Source organism: Clostridium sp. CAG:221, from assembly GCA_000435835.1.
Classification (GTDB): domain Bacteria; phylum Bacillota; class Clostridia; order Clostridiales; family Clostridiaceae; genus Clostridium.
This window is the reverse complement of record FR883384.1, coordinates 1-24,300: the sequence shown is the minus strand read 5'-3', so window position 1 is coordinate 24,300 and position 24,300 is coordinate 1. Positions and strand designations below refer to the sequence as shown.

Genomic DNA, 24,300 nt, shown 5'->3' with positions numbered 1-24,300 from the left:
CCATTTTAATTAAATTTTTTTGACATTATAACTGTTGTTCCTTTTCTCTCTTCACTGGTAACTTCTAAGGTATCCATAAAAGTTTCCATAACTGTAAATCCCATACCTGATCTTTCAAGATCTGGTCTTGATGTATATAATGGTTCCATTGCCTTTTCAACATCAGTCATACCTTTGCCAAAATCTACTATCTTTATAGTTACATTATTTCCAGAAATACAAGCTTCTATTCGTATTATTCCATCTTTTTTATTTTCATAGCCATGAATTATAGAATTTGTAACAGCTTCTGATACTGCTGTCTTTACATCTGCCATTTCATCTATTGTTGGATCAAGCTGTGCGATAAATGCAGATACAGCAACTCTGGCAAAACCTTCATTTTGTGATAAACTTTGAAATTCTATACTTATCTTATTATCTAACATTATATTTCCCTCCATTAAATACTTTCCATAGCTTCCTGGACATTTTTATACTGCTTAATTATCTTATATAACCCTGATAAAGCAAAAACTTTATCAACTCTCTTATTTACTTCTACCACTGATATATGTCCATCTTTATTTTTAAGCTTTCTATATCTTCCTATAACCACACCAATTCCTGAACTATCCATAAAAGTTACATTTCTAAAATTTAATATAACTTTCTTAATATTATCTCTATCAATTCTGTCATCTATCTTAACTCTTACCTCTTCAGCGCTATGATGATCTAGCTCGCCAATGAGCTCAACAATTAAAAAGTCATCTACATTTGAAAATTTTATATTCATATTTTACTGCTCTAACGAATAGAGTATCCTCCTTCTCTTTATTTACTTTTTTTACCATAAGTTTAATTTAACATATTTTGTATTTTGTAGTCAATGTAAATCATCAATAAAAAATAGAACCTTATACTAAAACTATAATAATTAGCTTTTATATAGGTTCTATCCTTATTTTATTTAGTGCTATACTTTTTAAGCTCCTTCTTTATATCTTCATAAAACATTTCTAAAGTTTGTCCTTCATCAAGCATTAAAACTTCTATTGCATCATTTAAATTTTCCATTGTATATATATGAAATTTATTATTAATTATAGCTTCTTCAACTTCTGGCAAGATAATAAGTTCATCTCTATTGGAAGTAGGAATTAAAACTCCCTTATTTTCTATGGTATCCATAATCTTGCACACCTTATAGAATCCCTCTATTTTTTCACTAACGCCTCCAATGGCCTGTACTTCTCCAAACTGATTTACAGATCCTGTTACCGCTATATTTTGTTTTACCTTATACTTAGACAATGCTGATAATAACGCAATTATTTCAGCTATTGATGCACTATCTCCATCTACTATACCATAAGTTTGTTCAAAGCTTATATGAAAATCAACTGGAATATTTTCATAAGCATTTAATAAACTACTTAATAGCCCTCGAAGTATGCTTATGGATTTTTCATGAATCTTACCACTTAAATTGCTCTCCTTTTGTATATCCACAATACGGCCAGTACCTTTATATGCCACACAAGTTATCCGAATTGGCCTACCAAAAGAATAATAACCAGTGTCTAATACTGCAAGTCCATTAACTGAACCTACTTTTTCACCTGCTAATGTAATAAGTATTTTTCCCTTTTTATACATCTTAATAAATTCTTTTTCAATAAATTCTTCTTCATAAGCAATCTTCATTACATCTTCTCTGGTAATAACATATTCACCTTTTTCCTTTACATATATTTCTGTAAGTTGTAAAAGCTTATCTAGGGTATAATCTTCCATTAAAATATTCTCTCTGCTACTAGCCTTTCTACATAAATACTTTATTATCTCACTAACTGCATCATCATTTATTTTGGATATTTCCTCCTGTTTCATCTTCTGCTTTATTCTATTTTTTAGAGTATTAATTGATGCTTCAGTTATTTCAACTATATCTGGAATTTCCGTTCTAAGTGGGAATAACTTCCTAAAATCTTCATCTGAATTATACAATATATCATATGAATCATAATCACCTATCAATATAACTTTAACTTTTATTGGAATAGGCTTTGGCTTTAAGCCATTTATATTTATAAATTCCACAAGACTCTTATTTGAATCTATAGTTACTTTATTTGATAATAGTATCTTTTCAAGGTAATAATAACTAAGCGAATTCATTATTAAAGAATTAAGTCTTAAAATAAGGCAGCCTTCATTAGCTTTTAAAATTGCTCCTGCACTTATTAATGATATATTGGTTACATACATACCATTATGGTTTTCATATTCTACAGTACCTATGAGATTATTCAAATTAGGGTCTTCCTCATAAATTACAGGCGGTGCAAAATTATTGCTATTATCAACAATTACTTTCACATCATATTTATTTAAAATTCTGTATATTTCATTTTCATCATCTTCAATGCTCATGGTATAACACTCAACTATATCTTGTTCAATACATGTAAATAGCCTTTCAAGATACTCATAAGAATCATCATCAGTAATAAATTCAAGCAAGGCATCATCCTTAATTTCTTCCATTTTATTAGATAAGAACTTTGTATAAAGCTTTTTTAATCGCCTAATGGATTTTAACTCTATATCTCTTAATTCTTCTAAAATAGTTTCAGCTCTTTTTTTTAGATTTCCAGCCTTGCTTACAATTATATCTTTGTGGTTATCTTCTAAACTATCATATTCCTTTTCTGTCATGGTTTCTTCTGCGCTATTTAAGGGTAAAAAAGCAAAACCCTTACTGGTAGCTTTCACTTCAAATCCTTCATCTTTAGCCATTTTAATAAGCTCATTAAGATAATCATTCCTCTTATTTTCCACTTCTTCTACTAAAAAATCTTTTTCATCATTGGTGGAATCACTATAAAAATCATTTATTACATCTAAATAAGACTTTTTTATATTGCTAACTGTCTCCTTTAGTTTTTTCCCTTTGCCATTGGCAACAAAAATAGCTTCAGGCTTATTTTCATCTTCCAAAGTTACATAACATATGTCTTTAGGTGGATCTAAATCCTTATATTCATCTTCTATAAAATTAATTAAATCCTTAAGCTTATTTTTTGAAAATGAATCTACTAGGTATAAATTGTACCCTTCCTTTGTTATTTTTAACGCTCTTTTTATCTTAGCGAAAGCGTCTTCATATTCTGGTACGTTATTTGATTTTTCTATATTTTTATCAATTGATATATCAAATTTAATTTCATTTGGAGTTAACTCTCTTTTCATATACTATTCTACTTGAAAAGCCTTAAGGCTTTCTAAAGCAGCCCCTCCTTACATAGCTTGATACTATATTAATATTCTTAAAAAATTTTTTTAGGTAAATTTTTTTATAAATAGAGGTTTATTTTTTATTTTTCTTTTAGTATATACATTTATTATTAAAATAGTGTTAACTGCTGTACATTTTCTTCTCTTATACTTGATAATGTAACTCCTATTAATCTAATATAATTTTCTAGTTCTTCTTCCTGTAAAATATCCATAGCTGTTTTATAGATTATCTCATAATTATTAGTGTATGTATTTAAAGTTCTGCTTCTTGTATGGTTCTCAAAGGCAATTGTCTTATATTTTATTGTTATGGTCTTTATATAGATATTTTGTCTTATTAACGTTACTGTAAGTTCCTTGCAAAACCCCTGTATATACGGTTCTAGCTCCTCTATTTCATGAGTATCAAACTTTAAGGTTGTTTCTCTTCCATAAGATTTTCTATCTCTATTAACTTCCACAATCCTATTATCAATTCCTCTTATTCTCTCATAAATATCTAGTCCATTTTTTCCTAGATATTCTAAAAAGAACTCCTTATTTAATGGATATAAATCTTCAATAATATATATACCCATATTGTTCAATCTTTGTACCGATTTTTTTCCTAGTCCATATATTTTAGATATAGATAGAGGTAATAATATTTCTGGTATCATATCCTTCTCTATGACTTTTATGCCATTTGGTTTATTCCAATCTGAAGCTAACTTAGCTAGGAATTTATTATAAGAAATTCCTATGGACAATGTTAAACCAATTTCCTTAAAAACTCTATTTTTAATATATATTGCAGCTTCCATACCACTTGTAAATCTGCTATTAGTTACATCTAAATATGCTTCATCAATAGAGAGAGGCTCCACAAGCTGTGTCACCTCCCTAAAAATAGCAAATATTTTATTGGATATTTCTTTATATCTATGATACCTCACTCTAACAAAATATCCCTTTGGGCATAGTCTCTGGGCCATAAACACTGGCATTGCAGATTTCACTCCAAATTTTCTTGCCTCATATGAACATGTTGAAACGACTCCACGTTCACTTACTCCACCTACTATTACAGGCTTCCCCTTAAGATGTGGATTATCTAGCTGTTCCACTGAAGCAAAAAAGGCATCCATATCTACATGTAAAATTATTCTGTGCATTGTTATCACCTTAGCTTAAAGCTTCTTCAAATATACCTTTATTCTTGCTATTGATAAAAGATATTACTCCATGGGCTAAAAGCTCATCTATATATCTCCTCTTATCACTTATAGTACAAAAAGATACTATTACTACTGCAATTATTGTCCTAAAGCCTTTATCTAGATAAAACTCATATTCAGCTTCCTTATCACATAAATCTTCTATGACTCCTTCAACTAAATCTACAGTTCTTCTAGGATTTGTATTGGACAACACCCCTACTAAAGGTAAAAATTGATTGGCTATCTTTATATCTCTCTTTTGTAATTGTAGCAAAAATTCCATATTTCTATACATCTGTCCTGATGATCCATTTAAAATAATTGCATTAGATAATCCTTGAACACCATTTTTAGTTCTTACATTATAATCAGCCACATGATCATAGACATTTTCTATAAAATCATTTACTACTTTCATTTCTATATTATTAATACTCCATAATGCACATAGTAAATAATCATCTTCATTAGTAATATTGTTATACTTTTCTTTTAATAAAATATATGATTCCTTTAACTTGTACACTATCTCATCTTGTTTCCTTGCACTACCATATCTTCCTATAACATATGCTGTAAGTACTAAATGACTACATGGTCTAAACCCATTTTCCTCAAGCTTTTCCATAGCACTAAACATATTTTCTATTATTTCTTGTTGTATCTCCTTATCTGTTGTAGCTATTAACAAAGATATTATATATAATATATCACCTCTAAAAGGCGACATTCTTGGCGTAGCTGCTTTAATTTCTTTTCTAATTTCCTTTATTCTATCTATTGGTATTTCTTTTTCATAATGAGAAAAAACCAATGATGCAAAGTGATTTAGTATATCACCATCATTTTTTAAATACTCTTTAGCTAGTCTATAATTATCTACAGTCCTATCTATCCTATCAACAAGAAATTTTTCCATCCCTTTATCTCTCCCCGTTAATTTATATAACTTAGTTATAAATGATTTCACTATAATTATACTATGCTTTTGTGACAAATTTGCAACAATTCATTAAAATTTAATTCTTAAAAAAATTTAAGAATTAAGGGTTCCTACGGGAACCCTTAATTAAAATTAATATTAAAATTTATTTATTCATCAAATAATCATCTACTGCAAATGCTGCTTTTCTTCCTTCATTTATTCCCCATACTACAAGTGAAGGACCTCTTCTTGCATCTCCTGCCACAAATACTTTTTCTCTTGATGTATTAAATTTCTCATATTCTGCCTTAATATTGCCTCTTCTATCTAAATCCACAGCAAGATCTTTTGCAACATAGTCTTCAACACCTACAAACCCCATGGCTAAAAGTACTAAATCTGCCTCTATTATTTCTTCTGAGCCTTGAATTTCTTTTGGATATACCCTTCCTGCCTCATCTTTTTCCCAGCATACCTTCACTATAACTATACTTTTTACAGTTCCTTCTTCATTGCCTATAAATTCTTTTACTGTTGTGCAATATATTCTTGGATCATGTCCAAATTCAGCAATATATTCTTCCTGTCCATAATCAGTTTTTAATACTTTAGCATACTCTGGCCATGGATTATTATCTGCTCTTTTCTCTGGTGGCTTATTCATTATTTCAATTTGAAGTACATCCTTACATCCCTGTCTTAAAGCTGTGGCAACACAGTCAGTTCCAGTATCTCCTCCACCTATTACCACAACCTTTTTTCCCTTAGCTGAAATATCTTCATAATTAAATTTTGATCCCTTAATTCTCTTTGTATTATTCTTTAAAAAATCCACTGCATAATATATATTTTTAAGATTTCTACCTTTAGCATTTGTATCTCTTGGCTTAGATGCTCCTGTGGCTACAACTACAGCATCATATGATTTTTCCAATGTACTAAAAGACATATCCTTTCCTATATTACAACAAGTCTCGAATGTTATTCCTTCTTCTATCATAAGTAATTCTCTTCTATCGATTATCTCTTTTTCAAGCTTCATATTAGGAATACCATATCTAAGTAATCCACCTATCTTATCTTCCCTTTCATAAACAACTACATCATGCCCTAATTTATTTAATATATCAGCTGCTGCCAATCCTGCTGGTCCTGAACCCACCACTGCAACCTTCTTTCCAGTTCTAATCTTAGGAGGGTTAGCTTTTATAAGTCCTTCTGCAAATGCTTTTTCAATAATAAATTTCTCATTTGCCTTTACAGAAACAGCTCTTCCATTTAATCCACATGTACACCCCTGTTCGCAAAGACCTGGACATACTCTTGAAGTAAACTCTGGAAAATTACTAGTCTTTAATAATCTTTTTGCCGCTAACTCATATCTTCCTAAATATATTAAATGATTCCACTCTGGAATTAAATTATGAAGAGGACATCCAGTATACATTCCATTTAACTGAATACCTGAACTGCAGAACGGAACCCCACAATCCATGCAACGAGCTGCTTGTTCTTTTCTTTCCTCTTCTTTTAATGGAGTGTCAAATTCATTCCAATGCTTTAGCCTGCTTAATGAATCTTCTCTTTTGCAATCTTTTCTTTTATAATCCATAAAACCAGTTATTTTACCCATGATAGCCCCCTAATTTATGCCTACTTTAGCATTGAATGCAAAAGCAAGTGCCTCTTCTCTATTTAAACCTTCAACTTCTTTTTCTCTGACGAATTCCATTACTTCTTTATAGTCTTTAGGTATTACTTTCTTAAATTTAGCTACATTATTATTAAAATCATCATTAATCATCTTGCCTCTAGCTGATTTTGTTAATCTGTAATGGTTACCTACCTTTTCCTTAACGAATTTTTTATCTTCTTCATCTAAACCTTCTACCAGTACCATTTCCCTATTGATCTTAGAATTTAATGAATCATCTTCATCAAATACATAAGCTATTCCTCCACTCATACCAGCTGCAAAATTTTCACCAACAGCACCTAGAATAATAACTCTTCCTCCAGTCATATATTCGCATCCATGTGCTCCACATCCTTCAACTACAGATTCAGCTCCTGAATTTCTTACTGCAAATCTTTCTCCTGCAATACCATTTAAATACGCCTCACCAGAAGTAGCCCCATAAAGACTTACGTTTCCTACCAGAATATTTTCTTCTGCTTTAAATCTGCTATCCCTTGCTGGATAAGCAATTATCTTTCCTCCTGAAAGCCCTTTTCCTAAATAATCATTTACGTCACCTTCAATTTCTAAGGTAAGTCCTTTAGGTATAAATGCTCCAAAACTTTGACCAGCAGTTCCTATACATTTTAACCATACACTATCTTCTTTAATTTTTGAGTAACTTCTGGTAATTTCAGATCCTAAAATAGTACCAAAAGCTCTATCAGTATTCTTTACATTCACTTCTAATCTTATATCTTCACCTAAGTCAAGGGATGGTTTAACCACTTTTAATATTTCATTATCTTTTACTTCATCTAGCTTGTGGTCATAGCTTTTATCTTTTTCAAATCTTATACCATTACCTAAAGCAAGCTGTGATTTTTCCAAGATTAGAGATAAATCTACCTTACTAGCCTTCCAACCTGAAATATGTTCTTTAACTTTTAGCTTATCTACTCTACCAACCATTTCATCCACAGTTTTAAAACCTAATGCTGCCATATACTCTCTTAATTCTTCTGCAATAAATCTCATAAAATTAACCACATATTCTGGTTTTCCAGTGAAATTCTTTCTTAATTTCTCATTTTGAGTGGCTATTCCTACAGGACAAGTATCTTGATTACATACACGCATCATGACACATCCTAAAGCTACCAATGGAGCTGTGGCAAATCCAAAGCCTTCTGCTCCAAGTAACGCTGCTATTGCTACATCTCTTCCAGACATAAGCTTTCCATCTGCTTCAAGCATTACTCTACTTCTTAAATTATTAGCAACTAATGTCTGCTGAGCTTCTGCCAAACCTAACTCCCAAGGTACTCCTGCATTTTGGATAGATGTTTTAGGCGCTGCACCAGTACCTCCATCATAACCAGAAATTAATATAATATCAGCACCTCCTTTTGCTACTCCTGCAGCAACAGTACCTACTCCACCTTCAGCAACTAGCTTTACTGATACATCTGCATAAATATTAGCATTCTTTAAATCATAAATAAGCTGTGCTAAATCTTCTATAGAATATATATCATGATGTGGTGGTGGTGATATAAGCCCCACTCCTGTAGTAGAATTTCTAGTTTTAGCAATCCACGGATATACCTTTTTAGATGGAAGCTGTCCACCTTCTCCTGGTTTAGCTCCTTGAGCTACTTTTATTTGAATTTCATCTGCATTTACTAAATATTCAGATGTTACACCAAATCTTCCTGAAGCAATTTGCTTTATAGCTGATCTTTTTGAGTCCCCATTTTGAAGGCGTATCCATCTTTCTTTATCTTCGCCACCTTCTCCAGTATTAGATCTTCCTCCTAGCCTATTCATAGCTATTGCTAAAGTTTCATGAGCTTCTTTTGATATTGATCCATATGACATTGCTCCACTTTTAAATCTTTTAAAAATGGAATCAACACTTTCAACCTCTGCAAGAGGAATTGGCGTTTCAGAATAATTAAAATCCAATAAGCCCCTTAAATTTATTTCTTCTTGTGCTTTAACTATAGCTTTAGAATATTCCTTATATAATTTATAGTCACCACTTCTCACTGCCACCTGTAATTTGTGGATTGTTTCAGGATTATATAAATGCTTTTCTCCTTCCATTCGTAGCTTATCTCTTCCAAAGTTATCAAGACTGCTATTTAATAAAGATTTCCTTATATCAAAAGCATTATCATGTCTAAGTAAAACTTCTTTCTCTATATCATATATAGATAAACCTCCAATACGGCTTATGGTATTAGGAAAATATTTATTTACTACATCATTATTTATTCCTACTGCTTCAAATATCTGTGCCCCTTGATAAGACCTAATTGTTGATATTCCCATCTTAGATAATATTTTAGTTATACCCTTTATAATTGCTTTATCATAATTATTAATAGCTTCTTCATAAGAAGTAGTTATAATTTTTTCATCAACAAGCTCCTTGATAGTTTCATATGCTAAATATGGATTTACAGCTGTTGCACCAAAGCCTAAAAGAGTAGCAAAATGATGTACTTCCCTTGGCTCTGCTGATTCTACTATTATATCTGCTAAACTTCTTACACCTTTTTTCACCAAATAGCTATTTACTGCTGATACTGCTAAAAGTGCAGGTATTGGTGCACTTTCTTCATTAACAGCCCTGTCTGAGATGATAATTATATTTACACCGTTAGTTACTAAGTTATACACTTTACGGCATACATTATCTAATGCCTCTTCCATTGCCTTTTCACCTTTTGTCTTATTAAAGACAATATCTATAGTTTCAATCCTATACCCTTTATTATCTAAAGATTTAATCTTTAATAGATCTTTATTACTGATTATTGGATTCATTATTTCTATCTGATGGCAATTTTCTGGCTTATCTTCCAGTATGCTTCCCTTACTACCTAAATAAACATTAGTAGAAGTCATAAGTTCTTCTCTTATGGCATCAATTGGAGGATTAGTTACTTGGGCAAAAAGCTGCTTGAAATAATTAAATAATGGCTGACTTTGTGATGATAACACTGCAAGAGGTGTATCAATTCCCATGGCAGCTATTGCTTCATGCTGATTTTGAGCCATTTCATAAATATTACTTTTTAAATCCTCATATCCATAACCAAAAATCTTTTGATATTTTAATCTTTCTTCTTCATCCATAAAAGAAATATTTTCGTCCACTTCTATAGATTTCAAAGTTATTAAATTTTCATCTATCCATCTCTCATATGGTTGTGATTTTATATAAGATTTTTTTACTTCATCATCTTCCATCAATTTACCTTGAACAGTATCTACTAGTAATATCTTTCCTGGAGATAATCTATCTTTCTTGATTATTTTTTCCTCAGGAATATTTAAAGCACCTGTTTCTGATGATAATATGAAAAATCCATCATCTGTTATACAATATCTTGAAGGTCTTAGTCCATTTCTATCTAAAATTGCTCCTACCTTTTCACCATCTGTAAAAACAATTGATGCAGGCCCATCCCAAGGTTCCATAATAGTAGAGTTATACTTATAAAATGCTTTCTTTTCTTTATCTATTCTTTTTGCTCTTTCCCAAGCTTCTGGTACTAGCATTAACATTGACCTAACTATATCTTTTCCACCCATATAAATAAATTCAAGAACATTATCTAAAGTGGCTGAATCAGAGCCTTCTTTATTTATTATTGGTAAAACTTCCTTCAATTCTTCACCAAAGACTTCAGATGTTAAAGAACCCTCTCTAGCATAAATCTTATTAACATTTCCTCTAAGAGTATTAATTTCACCATTATGAATAATCATTCTATTAGGATGTGCCTTTTCCCAACTTGGAAAAGTATTAGTAGAATATCTTGGATGAACCATTGCTATTGCTGATTTCATATCTTCATCATTTAAATCTTCAAAGAATGTCCTTACTTGTGTAGAAACAAGCATTCCTTTATATACAATGGTTCTTGATGATAATGATGCTATATAAAATCCTTCCAAATGATTTAATTTCTTTTCAATTTTTCTTCTAAGCATATAAAGGCTTCTTTCAAAGTCCATTCCCGCCGAAACCTCTTCAGGCTTTCTTAAAAATACTTGCATAATTTTAGGCATAGCCTTTAATGCTGTTTCACCTATACCATTAATTGATACTGGTACTTCCCTCCAAAATAAAATATTAAAGCTATTTTCTTTCATCATTTCTTCAATGAAGTGTTTAGCTTCCAGCATTCTTTGCTTCTCCATTGGTAAAAATACAGTTCCAACTGCATAGTCTCCGCTTTTAGGTAATTCTAATCCATTATCTAAGGCCTTCTTTTGGAAAAATTCATGAGGAATCTGCATTAATATGCCGGCTCCATCCCCAGTATTTTCTTCCACACCAATTCCGCCTCTATGTTTCAAGTTTTCTAATATCTCCAAACAATTATCTATTACGTCATGGGATTTTTTACCCTTTATATTTACTACTGCTCCTATTCCACAAGCATCGTGTTCAAAACTTGAATTATATAGCCCCAATTTCTTCATATTGCTCTCCTTTTACTTTTAATTTCTTTTTTTCAACTATTTTGAAAATAAATATGTAAATATAGCGAGTAATATCTTTTACTCGCAAATATTTGAGTTTATTTATAAAGAGTACTGAATGATAATATTGCCTGCAACATCAATCATCTTACTACCTGTATCCATACTATTTTTTTGGATAATCCTAAAAGCTTCCCTTTCCGTTAAGTTTTCACGCTCCATTAAAATTCCCTTAGCTCTTTCAATTATCTTTCGTTCTTCCATGGTAGTTTCTAATTTATTTACTTTTTCTTTCAATTTAGATACTTTCTTATTACTTTGGCATATTAAATCTAAAGAACTTATTAAAATCCCCTTAGAAATAGGATTGGTTATACAAAATATATCTGTTTGCTCTTGTACAAATGATCTATATGTCTCATTTACTATTGCTAAAAAACTACAATTATCAGCTAATGTATTATATACATCCAAAATTGTCATATCATTTAGCTTATAGCTAATAATTACAATTTCAGGGGCCATGGCCATACATTTTCGGATGAGATCATGCCCTGAGTTGCATGTAGCTAAAACTCTATATCCTGATTCAACTATCAGTGAGCCAATTTTTTCTGCTGTATCTAAATTCTGAAGTGCCACAATTACTCCCCTTTGATCATTCATTTCATACCCCACCTTTATGACCTAGTATTTTGAAAGATAACTATTTATTTCCCATTGGTGTACCTGTGTTCTATAATTATCCCACTCAACCTCCTTGGCCTTAATGTAATATTCAAAGGTGTTCTTTCCTAAAGCTTCTTTTACAAGATCACTTTTTTGCATATATGCAATTGCTTCATGCAAGCTTTCAGGTAGATTTTCTATATTTTCTCTCTTTCTTTCTTCTCTACTTAGATTAAAAATATTTCTATCAATGCATTTAGGTGGTTCTAAATTATCTTTAATGCCCTCTAATCCAGCTAATAAAAGGCATGCTAAGACAAGATATGGATTTGAACTAGGATCTGGAGATCTAAATTCTATCCTAGTGCCCTCTCCTCTGGCTGATGGAACCCTTATAAGAGGACTTCTGTTTTTAGCTGACCATGCAATGTATACTGGCGCTTCATAGTCTGGTACCAATCTTTTATATGAATTTACTAAAGGATTTGTTATTGGACAAATCTCTTTAATATGCTTAAGCACACCTGCTATGAAATTATACGCCACGGAACTTAAACCTAATTGATCCTCTTCATTATAAAAAGCATTCTTTCCATCTTTAATTAGTGAGATATTTACATGCATTCCTGATCCATTGACTCCATGTAATGGCTTTGGCATGAAAGTTGCATATAAACCATGTCTTTGAGCAATGGATTTAACTACATATTTAAATGTTGTAACATTATCTGCTGTAACTAATGCATCAGCATATTTAAAGTCTATTTCATTTTGCCCTGCAGCTACTTCATGATGTGAAGTCTCAATTTCAAAGCCCATATCCTCTAATGCAAGAGTCATATCTCTTCTGGCATTTTCGCCTAAATCTATAGGTCCTAAATCAAAATAACTTCCTTTATCATTCGTCTTTAAGGTTGGATTTCCATCATTATCAACTTCAAATAAGAAGAATTCACACTCTGGTCCTACATTCATTGTGTATCCCATAGCTTCTGCTTTATTTATTGCTTTTTTAAGTATATATCTTGGATCACCTTCAAATGGAGTTCCATCTGGCATATATACATCACAAATAAGTCTAGCAACTTTTCCTTGCTGTGGTCTCCATGGAAAAATTACAAATGTATCTAAATCAGGTCTTAAATACATATCAGATTCTTCAACCCTTACAAAGCCATTAATTGATGATCCGTCAAACATACATTGATTATTTAATGCTTTTTCAAGTTGTCTATCAGTGATAGCCACATTTTTAAGAGTTCCTAATATATCTGTAAATTGAAGTCTTATAAACTTAACACCATTTTCTTCTACCATTGCTAAAATATCTTCTTTTGAATAATGCATATAATACCCCCCTTTGTTTTCTAAAAGAACAATAAAGTTATGTCCTTTATATTAACTAAAATGTTAATCTTGTCTAATTTCTCATTACTATTATATACATTTATTATAAAAATTACAATCTATTAATTATCACTATAACATTAATAAGTTACTTTTTTTAAATAATTTCTAATATATCGAGCCTATTTTTATACTAATATTATTTTTTTTATACTTTTATTAAACTTTTTATTTTTGAATAATACTTTTTTCTTATGTAAGGTAAAAAGTAAATAAAAATATTTGCAAAATAACAGATGTTTATGTAAAATATTTCTAAGATTATATTATTATTACAAATAATCATTTTATTGGGGGCTGTTTATATGAAAACAATTGTAACAAAATTTGGTGGAAGCTCTTTAGCTGATGCCAATCAATTTAAGAAAGTAAAAAATATATTTTTTGCAGATGAAGCTAGAAAATTTATCATTCCATCTGCACCTGGCAAAAGACATTCAAAAGATTTTAAAATTACAGATGTGTTATATCTTTGTCATGGCCACATACAATCAGGTATACCTCTAGATGATGTATTTAAGCTTATTAGCGAAAGATATAAGAGCATAGTTGAAGAATTAAATATAGATTTAAATATCCAGGATTATTTAAATATCGTAAAAGAAGATTTAGAAAATGGGGCTTCTAAAGATTATGCGGCAAGTCGTGGGGAATACTTAAATGGCTTAATACTAGCCAAATATTTAGGTATAGACTTTATAGATGCTAAAGATGTTATCCAATTTAATAGATATGGTACTTTAGATAGTGAAGCAACTGAACTTAAACTTAAAAATGCTTTGGCTAAATGTGAAAAAGCTGTTATTCCTGGTTTTTACGGTTCTGATCCTGAAGGGAATATTGTTACTTTTTCAAGAGGAGGATCTGATGTCACTGGTGCCCTAGTTGCTGCCAGCATCAATGCTGATTTATATGAAAATTGGACAGATGTATCAGGATTTCTTATGGCAGATCCTAGAATCGTGGAGAATCCCATGCAAATTAAGGAAATAACATATAGAGAGCTTAGAGAATTATCATATATGGGTGCTTCTGTATTACATGAAGAAGCTGTTTTTCCTGTAAGAAATGCAGGAATACCTATAAATATAAAAAATACCAATGATCCTGAAGATAGTGGAACACTTATTGTAAGTTCTCGTGAAAATTCTTCTAATAGAACACTTACTGGTATAGCTGGTAGAAAAAACTTTACTGTGATATCTATAGAAAAAGCTATGATGAATACGGAACTTGGCTTTTGTAGAAAAGTGCTTTCTGTACTTGAGCAAAATAATGTTTCTTTTGAAAATATGCCTTCAGGTATAGATTCAGTATGCGTGGTTATATCAGATTCTGAACTTAAGAATAAACTTGAAATTCTTGTAGATGAAATAAATCGTTCTTGTAACCCTGATTCTGTAGTAGTTCATCCTAATATGGCTCTTATTGCAACTGTTGGTGCTGGAATGGCTAATAAAAAAGGTGTTGCTGCAAAAGTATTTGATGCTTTATCACAAGCAGATATAAATGTGAGAATGATTGATCAAGGTTCTAGTGAAATCAATATTTTAATTGGTATTGAAAATGAAGATTTTGAAAAAGGTATTAATGCTATCTATAATTCATTTAGCGATGAATATTTAGATGATGTACCTATTAAATCAATAGCAGCAAATTAGTTTAAAAATTAAGGATGAAACTCCAATAAGAGATTTCATCCTTAATTTTTCATTTTTAATTCTTAATTTTAACTACTCCCATTTCTTCCATGTTTCAATATCATACCCTACCGTTGCTTCCTTACCATTTCTTACAATTGGTGTAACGTATAATGATGGATTCTTTAATAAAATTTCCTCTCTTGTTTCTGCGCCTCTTATTTTATCTAAGTTTAGCTTCTTATAATCTTTAGAGTTTTTATTTATTAAGCTTTCTAGTGATAGTGCCTTTTTTACACTTTGCAATTCTCCCTTACTTAAAGCTTTTTCTTTTAAATCTATAAATTGAAACTTAATTCTTCTTTCCTTAAAAAATCTTTCTGCCTTTTTTGTATCATTACATTTCTTAGTTCCAAATATCTGTATATTCATACTTCACCTCATAAATTGTTTTTTTAAATTATATCATAAAATAAAAAACGGAGCTAAATTGCCCCGCTTTCTTAAATTATTCAACTGATTTTAAAGACTCAACCATGCTTATATTATTAAGTTTTCCATACATAGATATATTAACAAGTAATGTAAATACTAAAGTAAATGCTGCTGCATATACAAAGCTTATACCATGAATAGATCTTCCAAACATAACTATATCCATTTCAATGGTAGAAACTATATAGTTACTTAAGAAAATACCCATCACTAATCCTACTGCAATACCTATTATAGATAATACTATATTTTCTCTATATACATAGTTAGCAGATTCTTTTTCAGTAAAACCTAATACCTTTATTGTAGCAATTTCTCTTATTCTTTCAGCTACATTTATATTTGTTAAATTATATAAAACAACAAATGCTAATGCTGCTGCACAAACTATCATCAATACTACTACAGAATTTAAACTTGATATTATATCTTCAAAACTTGAAATTACATATGAAGTTGAAGTAACAACTAAAATATCATTTTTCTTTAACCAATCCTTAGCAACTTCATCTTCATGGGTTTTACCATCTTCAGTAAGCTTTAATAAAACTGTATTTACCTTTAATTCCTCACCAAATTTTTCTTCATACATCTTTTCTGATATATATACATAATTATATACATAATTTTCTGCTATACTAGATATTTTTAAATCAACGGCTGTTCCTGCATCATCTCCTACAGTAATAGTGTCTCCCACAGAAAGATTTAAAAGTTTTGCAAGCTTTTCTGTTATTACCACAGTATCATCTGTAAGCTTAATATTGCCTTCAGTATCCTTATCTAATAAATGCACATAGTCCTTAAATTTATCCAATGATTCTGGTACAAATAATCTTACTTGTACTTCTTTATCTTCATTTGCCTTTGATCCATTCATTAATGTTTGTTTAATCATCATTGATGATTTAATGCGCTTATCTATATTAATGGCATCTTTAAGATTTTTCTTTTCATTTAATGTACCTTCATACTTTAAATTCATCATAGTGTCATAATTAAATATTTCACCATATTGTTTTGGAACAACTACAGATATAGAATCTTTTAAACCATATGCTGCAAGTATTAGTGCAGTACATCCTGCAACACCTAAAACAGTCATTATAAATCTAGCTTTATATCTAAATAAATTTCTTGTAGTTACCTTTGATGAAAAATTCATTTTATTCCATATAAATGGTATCTTTTCTAATAATATACGCTTTCCTTGTTTTGGCGCTTTAGGTCTCATTAAAGTTGCAGGATTTAATTTTAACTCTCTATAAGCTACTATATATGCAACTGTACAAGTGCAAAGCAAAGCACATACAATTGCTATAATAATAACTGGTATACTTATTTTAACTGCAAATATAGGTAATTTATACATTGCATCATAAGAATGGAATATTGTCTTAGGTAAAATTAATAGTCCAACTACTACACCTAAAATGCTTCCTGTTATTGCTGCTAAAAATGCATAGAAAAAGTACTTAGCTGCTATAGTCTTATTTTCATATCCCAATGCCTTAAATGTACCTATCTGTGTTCTTTCTTCCTCAACCATTCTAGTCATTGTTGTAAGACATACCAGTGCTGCTACTATGAAAAAGAATAATGGGAACACACTAGCTATACCATCAATACGAGTAGCATCTTCTGCAAATGATGTATATCCTGGATTATCATCCCTAGTAAATATATACCATTTACCATTAGAGAGATTTTCTATCTCTTTTAATTTTTGATTCAATTCTTCTTCAGCTAAAGCAAATTGAGTATCAAATTCTTTTTGGCCTTCTTCTAATTGAGCCTTTGACTCTTCTAATTGTTTCTTTCCATTTTCAAGTTGAACTTTTCCATCTGCAATTTGTGCCTTAGATTGCTCTAACTGAGCTTTACCATCTGCAATTTGCTTTTCTGCTGCAGTCAAGTTAGCTTTTTGAGTATTAATTTCATTTTGACCTGCCTGAATTTGTGCCGCTGATGAATCTAGTTGTGCTTTGGCAGCGGCAATTTGATTGTCAGCATCTGCTATCATCTGTTTTCCTGCCTCAACTTGTGCAACAGCATCATTATATTGAATTATATAAGAATCAAATTGAGATTGAAGTACTGAAGATAAAACTCCTCCATTGTCTATTATCTCTTGTAAGCCATTAATCAATGGTCCATAAGTATCTAATTGAGCTTGTGCTTGGTTTAATTGCGCTTCTCCAACTTCTCTTTGTGCCATATATTCAGAATATGCTGCATTATATTGCTCTACTCCAGCATTATATTCATTTATTCCTTCATTAAGCTGCGCTTCTCCAGCCGCTAGTTGATTCCATCCATCAGCAACTTTTGCTTCTGAATCTGCTAACTGTTGTTCTGCTGCTTGTATTTGTGCTTCTCCATCAATAATTTCTTGTTCCTTTTCAGCTATTGCAGCTTCTGCTTCTTCAACTTGCTTCTTACCATTATCTAAATCAGCTTGAGCATCTGCTTTTTGAGCATCAATTTCCTTTCTTGCTGAATCTATTTTTTCATTAGCCTTAGTAACTATTTCTTCTTTATTTACTTCTACTCTCTCTACACCAAGACTTGCTAATTTTGAAGAATAGTCTGCAATATATGATTTATAATCCTCTTCAAAGCTTGATTGGTATTTTTTAGGTTTATCCACACATAAAAATACTTCTGTATATCTACTATATGCAAAATCTTTGGCAGAAATCATCATATAATTTAAAATTGATCCGTCACCAACTTGTGTTATCCCCTTATCAAAGGCAATATACTGTGGGCTTTCAACAAATCCTACAATCTTAAATGAGGAAGTCTTTACTATATCAGTTATTTTCTTATCATCACTGGGAGAAAGAAGCTCTATGGTATCTCCTATTTCATATTTAATTGATGTATCTGAATTACTTTCAACTACACATTCGCCTGATTTTTGTGGCAGTCTTCCTTCTACCACCTTTAATTCATTAATAGGTTGCTTACCGTCAGAGACTTCCGGCACAGCCTGTACTCTAACAACATTATTTGAACCTTCATTATTAACTAATAAATCTGCTGAATATGATGGCATTACTTGTGAAACACCTGTAAGCGCTTCTAAAGCTTTAATATCATCATTTTGAAAACCGTAATCTGACATAATCTTATAATCCATCAAATTATTTGATTGAAAAAACTTATTAGCTGAATATTTCATACTTGGACTTGCAGCTTTAACTCCGACAAAAAAGCCTACTCCTAAAGCTACAATAAGTAATATTGAAATAAATCTGCTTTTAGTATCTTTTATTTGTCTGAAAAAAACCTTTTTTAAACTACTTGTCATAAAACTACGCCTCCATTACCATTCAATATCATCAATGGAGGTTAATTTTTTATTAATAACCATAGATTCTACTTTACTATTTTTAACTCTTATAACTCTATCAGCCATTGGCGTAATAGCTTGATTATGTGTTACTAGTACTACAGTCATATTTTCTTTTCTACATGTTTCCTGTAAAAGCTTTAAGATGTTCTTTCCTGTCTGATAATCCAATGCTCCTGTAGGTTCATCACATAGAAGAAGTTTTGGTCTTTTTGCTAAAGCACGAGCAATGGCAACACGTTGTTGCTCCCCTCCTGATAATTGAGAAGGGAAATTATCCATACGATCTTCAAGGCCTACACTTCTTAATGCTTCTTCTGCATCCATTGGTTCTTTACAAATTTGAGATGCTATTTCAACATTTTCTTTAGCTGTAAGGTTTTGTATTAGATTATAAAATTGAAATACAAATCCTATATCATAACGTCTATACAAAGTAAGCTCTTTGTTATTCATGGCACTTAAATCTTTTCCACCAATGATTATTTGCCCATCATCATTTTGGTCAATACCACCTAACATATTAAGAATTGTACTTTTTCCAGCACCACTAGGCCCTACTATAACTACAAATTCTCCTGGTTTAACATGAAAGTTAACTCCATTGGCTGCAGCTATAGTAACTTCACCCATTTGATACCTTTTATAAACATCCTTAAATTCTATAAAATTATCTTCCATCTAAATTACCCCCCCTTAGTATAATTTCTTCATTTTTATCTGTACAAATAGATAAAATAAACTTATTATCTATTTGGTAATTTTTAATTTTCAATCCTTTGTAATTACATAAATATTCATCACCATTTTGTATAAACTCATTTTCCTTTATGGGATAGTGTAATCCTACTCCTAAAGCCTTGCCTAAACTTTCTTTCATAGTCCAATATGTGAAAAAAGTTTTTTCACTATCATCAGAGTTATATATTGAATTTATTTCCTTCTTATTACACACTCTTCTTACTACATAGTCATCAAAGCTTCTAATATTTTCAACATCTACTCCTATTTCTTCCAAACCTACAGCACAAGCAATAAGTCCATCACAATGGCTTATATTAAATTTTATATGCTCATTGTTTTTAAAAGAGGGTTTGCCATATTGATTTCTCATTACAGCTTCATCCTCTATTTCTACTTTAAAGACGCTTTTTATTGAATATCTTAATAATTCCTTACTATAATATCTTTGTAATTTTATATCATTACATTTAGCTATAAAACATTGAATCAATTTTGTTCATTGATGTAGCTTAATACATCTTTAACTGTTCTAAAATTTCTTATATCTTCATCTGGAATTTCGATATCAAACTCATCCTCAAATTTACCTACGATACTCATTATGTCATATGAGTTTATGTTTAAATCATCCATTAAATCCATATCTGATGTTATTTCTTCTTCCTTTAACCCTAAATAATTTGCCATTATTTCTATTACTTTCTTATCCAATTTGACTTACCTCCTCTAAGAACTTTTGTCTTATTATTTTTTTAGAACTATTTTTTTCAAACTCTTCTTCTTTTATATATATATGCTGTATTTTTTTAAAGCTTGGCAATTTTTTATTTACCTTTTTCAAGTCTTCTTTTAAGATTGACTCTAACTCTTCTAAACTTTTACCTGAAGAAAAATCTTGATCTAAATATACATATGTGCTGATAACTTCACTGCCTTTTTTATTCTTATCTATATAAACAAGTGATTCTTTAACATACGGCATCATTTCATATATATATCCTTCTAACTCTTCAGGGTGTACATTTTTACCGTTACTTAAAACAATTAAATTTTTCTTTCTTCCACAAATAACAAGATTTTTATCAGCGTCTATGCTTCCATAATCACCTGTTCTAAACCATCCATTAGTAAATGATTTTTCATTACTTTCATCATCTTTGTAATAACCCATCATTACATTTGGACCCTTAACTAATATTTCTCCAATACCTTCTTCATTTTTATTATCAATTTTTACTTGGCAACTAGAGAATATTTTACCTACGGAAAAATGATCTCCTTTTTTATTTAAATTTACACTGATTAATGGAGTACATTCTGTTATTCCATATCCATTGTGAATAGTTATTCCTATATCGCCAAAGAAAGTTATAAGTTCTGGCTTAAGTGCTGCCCCTCCACATACAATTGCTTTTAATTTACCACCAAAGTTAGCATGCACTTTTCTAAATAATAGCCTTCTTAAATCTATACCAAATTTCAATAAGAAGTTACTAAACTTTATACTATTTTCAAAAGTCTTTTCAAGATTCATTCTTTTTAGCTGAGCTCGTATGCTTTTTTCCATTGTTTCTAAAAATAACGGTACCATTATTTCCAATTCTGGCTGTGCTAATTTTAAATCTTTAGATAAATACTTTAAACTATCATTAATAAACAGAGTCATTCCCACTGTTATTGGAGCTATCATGCCACAAACATTCTCATATATATGATGAAATGGTAATACTGCTACAGTTTTATGATAAATTCCAAAAGCTTTGCATGCCACTTCAATATTGACTAATAAATTATTCTGACTTATCATTACACCTTTGTTAAATCCAGTTGTTCCAGATGTAAACATAATAACATTTAACTCATTAACATTTACAATAGAGTCTTCATATACTGTGCTACCTTCATTTATTAATTGTCTACCTTCATTTATCAATGTCTGTACATCTGTATACTTATCTGTATCATTTAAGCATGCTGCAAACTCTAACTTACTATTTTCAATGATTTCATCTATACTAGATAAAAATCCCTTTGAAAATAATACAGCTGAGGCATCACCCTTTTCTAGTAGTTTACTTATTTGTTCTGAATCTAACTCCTTATCAAGAGGAACTGCTACGCCAACACCTGTTATAATTGCAAGATATGAAACAATCCAGTTATAGCTATTTTCACCTACAATAGCTATATGCTTATCTTTTAACCCCATATCTATGAGTTTTGTCCCCAAAGCATAAACATCATCTCTTAACTGTCCATAAGTATAACTTACTATTTTCTTATTTTTCTTTTCTCTAATAGCAATTTTATCTTTATACTTATTACTAGAATTATTAATAATATCCCTAATGGTTTCTAGGCATTCTCCAAAGACCTCTATCACTTTATTTATCCCCCTTTATACCAACCACATAATATCTTATTAAATTCTACATTAATAAAACCTATGCATAAATCTCATCAATTATTTCACCAATAGTCTTATTAGAAGATTCAATTCCAATTTCTACTGCTTTAATCATCACTCTATATAGCTCATCAACTATTTCATCACTTACTACAGCAACTTTATATTGGAACATAAAATCTAATTCACCTGAATCTAAAGTATCCATTATTGTTAGATATAAATTCATTGATGCACTTCCATTAAAATAATTTTGTACTTTAGCTTTTATCCTATTGTCTGTAAATATCTTTGCTGGCTGGTAAGTTATCGTAAAGTCTGTAAGAAGCCCTGATTTAATTCCTGCTTGTTTTAATACATAATCATGTGCAAGTTGATATGGAAAATCTCCATGCCTGTATAATTCAAACTGCTCTTTTGTTAGCTTTTCACATGCTTCTTTAAAGGATAATCCATATGGACATTCTACTTTTAACTGTAAGTTATTTACCATCATTCCTCCAGCTCTTTTCCTATCCATAGAGGATCTTCTTGCTAATACAGAATTCACCATTGACTTATCAGTATTATTTAGCTTATAAAAGTATATCTGGCTTCCTAAAATAAATAATGTTTGCTGAGATATTCTATTTTCTCTACAATATTCATTTATTTTTGCTACAATACTCTTATCTAATGACATTACTTTCTGTTTGCCTTTAAAGCTTAAATTATTAGGCCTATATCTTTTACCTACATATTTAGGTTCCACTGATGCAAAAACTGCTGGTGTTTTCCATTTTTCCTTTATAAACTCATAATCCTTTTGCATTCTTTTAGAATTCATATACTCTAAATCTTTTTCAATCAATGGAACAAATTTTGCTGGTTCTTCCGGTAGTTCTTTTCCTTCTTTCATAGCTAAATAAATATTAATAACATCTTTTGCATATACAGTTAAGCCCCAAGCATCCATAACAACATGATTTACCTTTATATATAATCCAGTTACATTTTCCGGTCCTTTAATAATACTTACATCATATAATTCTTTATCATTATATTTAAACGGAGTACTTGTCCATTTTTCTAAAATTTCATCTATATGATCCTTTGAATAATTTGAGTAGTCTTCAATTTTTATTTCTTTAGGTTCTTCTTCTGAAACATATTGTTTTATTTGGCCTTTAACCTTTTTAAGTCTAAGCCTTAAGGCATCCATTCGCCATATAGCTTTATAAGCTGCAGCTTTTAATAATTCACAATCAATATTCTCATGAAACCAAACTGCAGTACCAATATTAACAACGTTTTTTTCAGGTATGAATTTTAATGCAAAATACATTAGTTTTTGTGATGGAGTTAAATCATAATACTTCCTTTCAACCAATATTAAATCCTCCTCTAATACTAAAAATTATATTTCACTTATTATTTCTCTTAAGGTCTTATTAGGTGAGGCTATACCTATCTCAATACTCTTAATCATCTGATCATAAAGCTTATCTACAATTTCTTCACTTGCCAACGCTAAATTATATTCAAACAAAAAGTCTAAATTACCAGTACCTAAAGCGTCCATAATAGTTAAATATATAGAAATCCCTGAAACTCCATTACTGTAGTTTTGTACTTTAGCTTTAAACATATTTTCACTTCCAACTTTAGCTGCTTGATAAGTAAATGATAAATCAGTAAAGTTTCCTGTCTTTATTCCAGCATTTTTTTGAATAAAATCTACAACTCTTTGATAAGGATAATCTCCATGTCTAAACAATTTAGCTTGATCTATCATTATCTTATTACATGCATCAACAAAAGATAAATCATATGGACACTTAACAACAAATTCTAATATATTAATTAGCATACCACCAGCTGTCTTGGCTGCAGCCCCACTTCTCCTTGCAAGAACATTATGCACTAAAGCTTCATCACTATTATTTAACTTATACAAATATAATTGACTTCCTAATAAAAATACACTTTGAGGGGAAAGCCTATTTTCCCT

Annotated in this window: 18 protein-coding genes; 1 reads left to right on the top strand and 17 read right to left on the bottom strand. The window is 30.4% G+C overall.

Features of this window, described 5'->3' with window-relative positions; translation table 11 throughout:
* Window positions 1-5: 5 nt before the first annotated feature.
* From spoIIAB to glnA, 9 genes are all read right to left on the bottom strand, one after another.
* Window positions 6-428 (bottom strand): anti-sigma F factor, encoded by a 423-nt coding sequence (spoIIAB, locus tag Q5O44_RS04325; RefSeq protein WP_022167165.1) that lies wholly within the window; start codon window positions 426-428, stop codon window positions 6-8.
* 14 nt (window positions 429-442) lie between these two features.
* A complete protein-coding gene (spoIIAA, locus tag Q5O44_RS04320; protein ID WP_022167164.1) occupies window positions 443-778 on the bottom strand; it encodes an anti-sigma F factor antagonist in 336 nt (111 codons plus the stop codon).
* A 170-nt stretch (window positions 779-948) separates the two neighbouring features.
* A complete protein-coding gene (locus tag Q5O44_RS04315; protein WP_022167163.1) occupies window positions 949-3,237 on the bottom strand; it encodes an AAA family ATPase in 2,289 nt (762 codons plus the stop codon).
* A 155-nt stretch (window positions 3,238-3,392) separates the two neighbouring features.
* Window positions 3,393-4,439: a DNA polymerase IV gene (locus Q5O44_RS04310; protein ID WP_022167162.1), complete on the bottom strand. Its 1,047-nt coding sequence runs from the start codon at window positions 4,437-4,439 to the stop codon at window positions 3,393-3,395.
* Between the two features lie 10 nt (window positions 4,440-4,449).
* Window positions 4,450-5,403, bottom strand: a complete 954-nt coding sequence (locus Q5O44_RS04305; RefSeq protein ID WP_022167161.1) for a DUF4003 family protein — start codon at window positions 5,401-5,403, stop codon at window positions 4,450-4,452.
* A gap of 169 nt (window positions 5,404-5,572) precedes the next feature.
* Window positions 5,573-7,042, bottom strand: coding sequence for a glutamate synthase subunit beta (locus tag Q5O44_RS04300; protein ID WP_022167160.1), 1,470 nt, complete (start codon window positions 7,040-7,042; stop codon window positions 5,573-5,575).
* A 9-nt stretch (window positions 7,043-7,051) separates the two neighbouring features.
* Window positions 7,052-11,590, bottom strand: a complete 4,539-nt coding sequence (gltB, locus tag Q5O44_RS04295; RefSeq protein WP_022167159.1) for a glutamate synthase large subunit — start codon at window positions 11,588-11,590, stop codon at window positions 7,052-7,054.
* A gap of 102 nt (window positions 11,591-11,692) precedes the next feature.
* On the bottom strand, window positions 11,693-12,256 hold the full coding sequence (locus tag Q5O44_RS04290) for an ANTAR domain-containing response regulator (protein WP_022167158.1): 564 nt from the start codon (window positions 12,254-12,256) through the stop codon (window positions 11,693-11,695).
* Window positions 12,257-12,277: 21 nt separating this feature from the next.
* Window positions 12,278-13,606, bottom strand: coding sequence for a type I glutamate--ammonia ligase (glnA, locus tag Q5O44_RS04285; protein WP_022167157.1), 1,329 nt, complete (start codon window positions 13,604-13,606; stop codon window positions 12,278-12,280).
* A gap of 365 nt (window positions 13,607-13,971) precedes the next feature.
* Between glnA and Q5O44_RS04280 the strand changes: the two genes are divergently transcribed.
* On the top strand, window positions 13,972-15,327 hold the full coding sequence (locus Q5O44_RS04280) for an aspartate kinase (RefSeq protein WP_022167156.1): 1,356 nt from the start codon (window positions 13,972-13,974) through the stop codon (window positions 15,325-15,327).
* A gap of 72 nt (window positions 15,328-15,399) precedes the next feature.
* Here Q5O44_RS04280 and Q5O44_RS04275 read toward each other — a convergent pair whose 3' ends face one another.
* The 8 genes from Q5O44_RS04275 to Q5O44_RS04240 all read right to left on the bottom strand — a co-directional run.
* Window positions 15,400-15,738 carry an arsenate reductase family protein gene (locus Q5O44_RS04275; RefSeq protein ID WP_022167155.1) on the bottom strand — a complete coding sequence of 113 codons (339 nt, stop codon included), beginning with the start codon at window positions 15,736-15,738 and terminating at the stop codon, window positions 15,400-15,402.
* Between the two features lie 76 nt (window positions 15,739-15,814).
* Window positions 15,815-19,117 (bottom strand): FtsX-like permease family protein, encoded by a 3,303-nt coding sequence (locus tag Q5O44_RS04270; RefSeq protein WP_022167154.1) that lies wholly within the window; start codon window positions 19,115-19,117, stop codon window positions 15,815-15,817.
* A 15-nt stretch (window positions 19,118-19,132) separates the two neighbouring features.
* Window positions 19,133-19,840, bottom strand: coding sequence for an ABC transporter ATP-binding protein (locus Q5O44_RS04265; RefSeq protein WP_022167153.1), 708 nt, complete (start codon window positions 19,838-19,840; stop codon window positions 19,133-19,135).
* Window positions 19,830-20,393: a 4'-phosphopantetheinyl transferase superfamily protein gene (locus Q5O44_RS04260; RefSeq protein WP_022167152.1), complete on the bottom strand. Its 564-nt coding sequence runs from the start codon at window positions 20,391-20,393 to the stop codon at window positions 19,830-19,832. Before Q5O44_RS04260 ends, Q5O44_RS04265 begins: the two co-directional genes overlap by 11 nt.
* On the bottom strand, window positions 20,390-20,614 hold the full coding sequence (locus Q5O44_RS04255; RefSeq protein ID WP_022167151.1) for an acyl carrier protein: 225 nt from the start codon (window positions 20,612-20,614) through the stop codon (window positions 20,390-20,392). Before Q5O44_RS04255 ends, Q5O44_RS04260 begins: the two co-directional genes overlap by 4 nt.
* Complete coding sequence (locus Q5O44_RS04250; protein ID WP_022167150.1) at window positions 20,607-22,286, bottom strand: AMP-binding protein; 1,680 nt, start codon at window positions 22,284-22,286, stop codon at window positions 20,607-20,609. Before Q5O44_RS04250 ends, Q5O44_RS04255 begins: the two co-directional genes overlap by 8 nt.
* Before the next feature lie 61 nt (window positions 22,287-22,347).
* On the bottom strand, window positions 22,348-23,679 hold the full coding sequence (locus Q5O44_RS04245) for a condensation domain-containing protein (RefSeq protein WP_022167149.1): 1,332 nt from the start codon (window positions 23,677-23,679) through the stop codon (window positions 22,348-22,350).
* 27 nt (window positions 23,680-23,706) lie between these two features.
* Window positions 23,707-24,300 (bottom strand): condensation domain-containing protein (locus Q5O44_RS04240; protein ID WP_302637383.1); only part of this gene is annotated, 594 nt, incomplete at its 5' end.

What these genes read in the sequence shown, in the direction of transcription:
- spoIIAB (WP_022167165.1), bottom strand. Translation starts at nt 428, where the DNA reads ATGTTAGATAATAAGATAAGTATAGAATTTCAAAGTTTATCACAAAAT.
- spoIIAA (WP_022167164.1), bottom strand. Translation starts at nt 778, where the DNA reads ATGAATATAAAATTTTCAAATGTAGATGACTTTTTAATTGTTGAGCTC.
- Q5O44_RS04315 (WP_022167163.1), bottom strand. Translation starts at nt 3,237, where the DNA reads ATGAAAAGAGAGTTAACTCCAAATGAAATTAAATTTGATATATCAATT.
- Q5O44_RS04310 (WP_022167162.1), bottom strand. Translation starts at nt 4,439, where the DNA reads ATGCACAGAATAATTTTACATGTAGATATGGATGCCTTTTTTGCTTCA.
- Q5O44_RS04305 (WP_022167161.1), bottom strand. Translation starts at nt 5,403, where the DNA reads ATGGAAAAATTTCTTGTTGATAGGATAGATAGGACTGTAGATAATTAT.
- Q5O44_RS04300 (WP_022167160.1), bottom strand. Translation starts at nt 7,042, where the DNA reads ATGGGTAAAATAACTGGTTTTATGGATTATAAAAGAAAAGATTGCAAA.
- gltB (WP_022167159.1), bottom strand. Translation starts at nt 11,590, where the DNA reads ATGAAGAAATTGGGGCTATATAATTCAAGTTTTGAACACGATGCTTGT.
- Q5O44_RS04290 (WP_022167158.1), bottom strand. Translation starts at nt 12,256, where the DNA reads ATGAATGATCAAAGGGGAGTAATTGTGGCACTTCAGAATTTAGATACA.
- glnA (WP_022167157.1), bottom strand. Translation starts at nt 13,606, where the DNA reads ATGCATTATTCAAAAGAAGATATTTTAGCAATGGTAGAAGAAAATGGT.
- Q5O44_RS04280 (WP_022167156.1), top strand. Translation starts at nt 13,972, where the DNA reads ATGAAAACAATTGTAACAAAATTTGGTGGAAGCTCTTTAGCTGATGCC.
- Q5O44_RS04275 (WP_022167155.1), bottom strand. Translation starts at nt 15,738, where the DNA reads ATGAATATACAGATATTTGGAACTAAGAAATGTAATGATACAAAAAAG.
- Q5O44_RS04270 (WP_022167154.1), bottom strand. Translation starts at nt 19,117, where the DNA reads ATGACAAGTAGTTTAAAAAAGGTTTTTTTCAGACAAATAAAAGATACT.
- Q5O44_RS04265 (WP_022167153.1), bottom strand. Translation starts at nt 19,840, where the DNA reads ATGGAAGATAATTTTATAGAATTTAAGGATGTTTATAAAAGGTATCAA.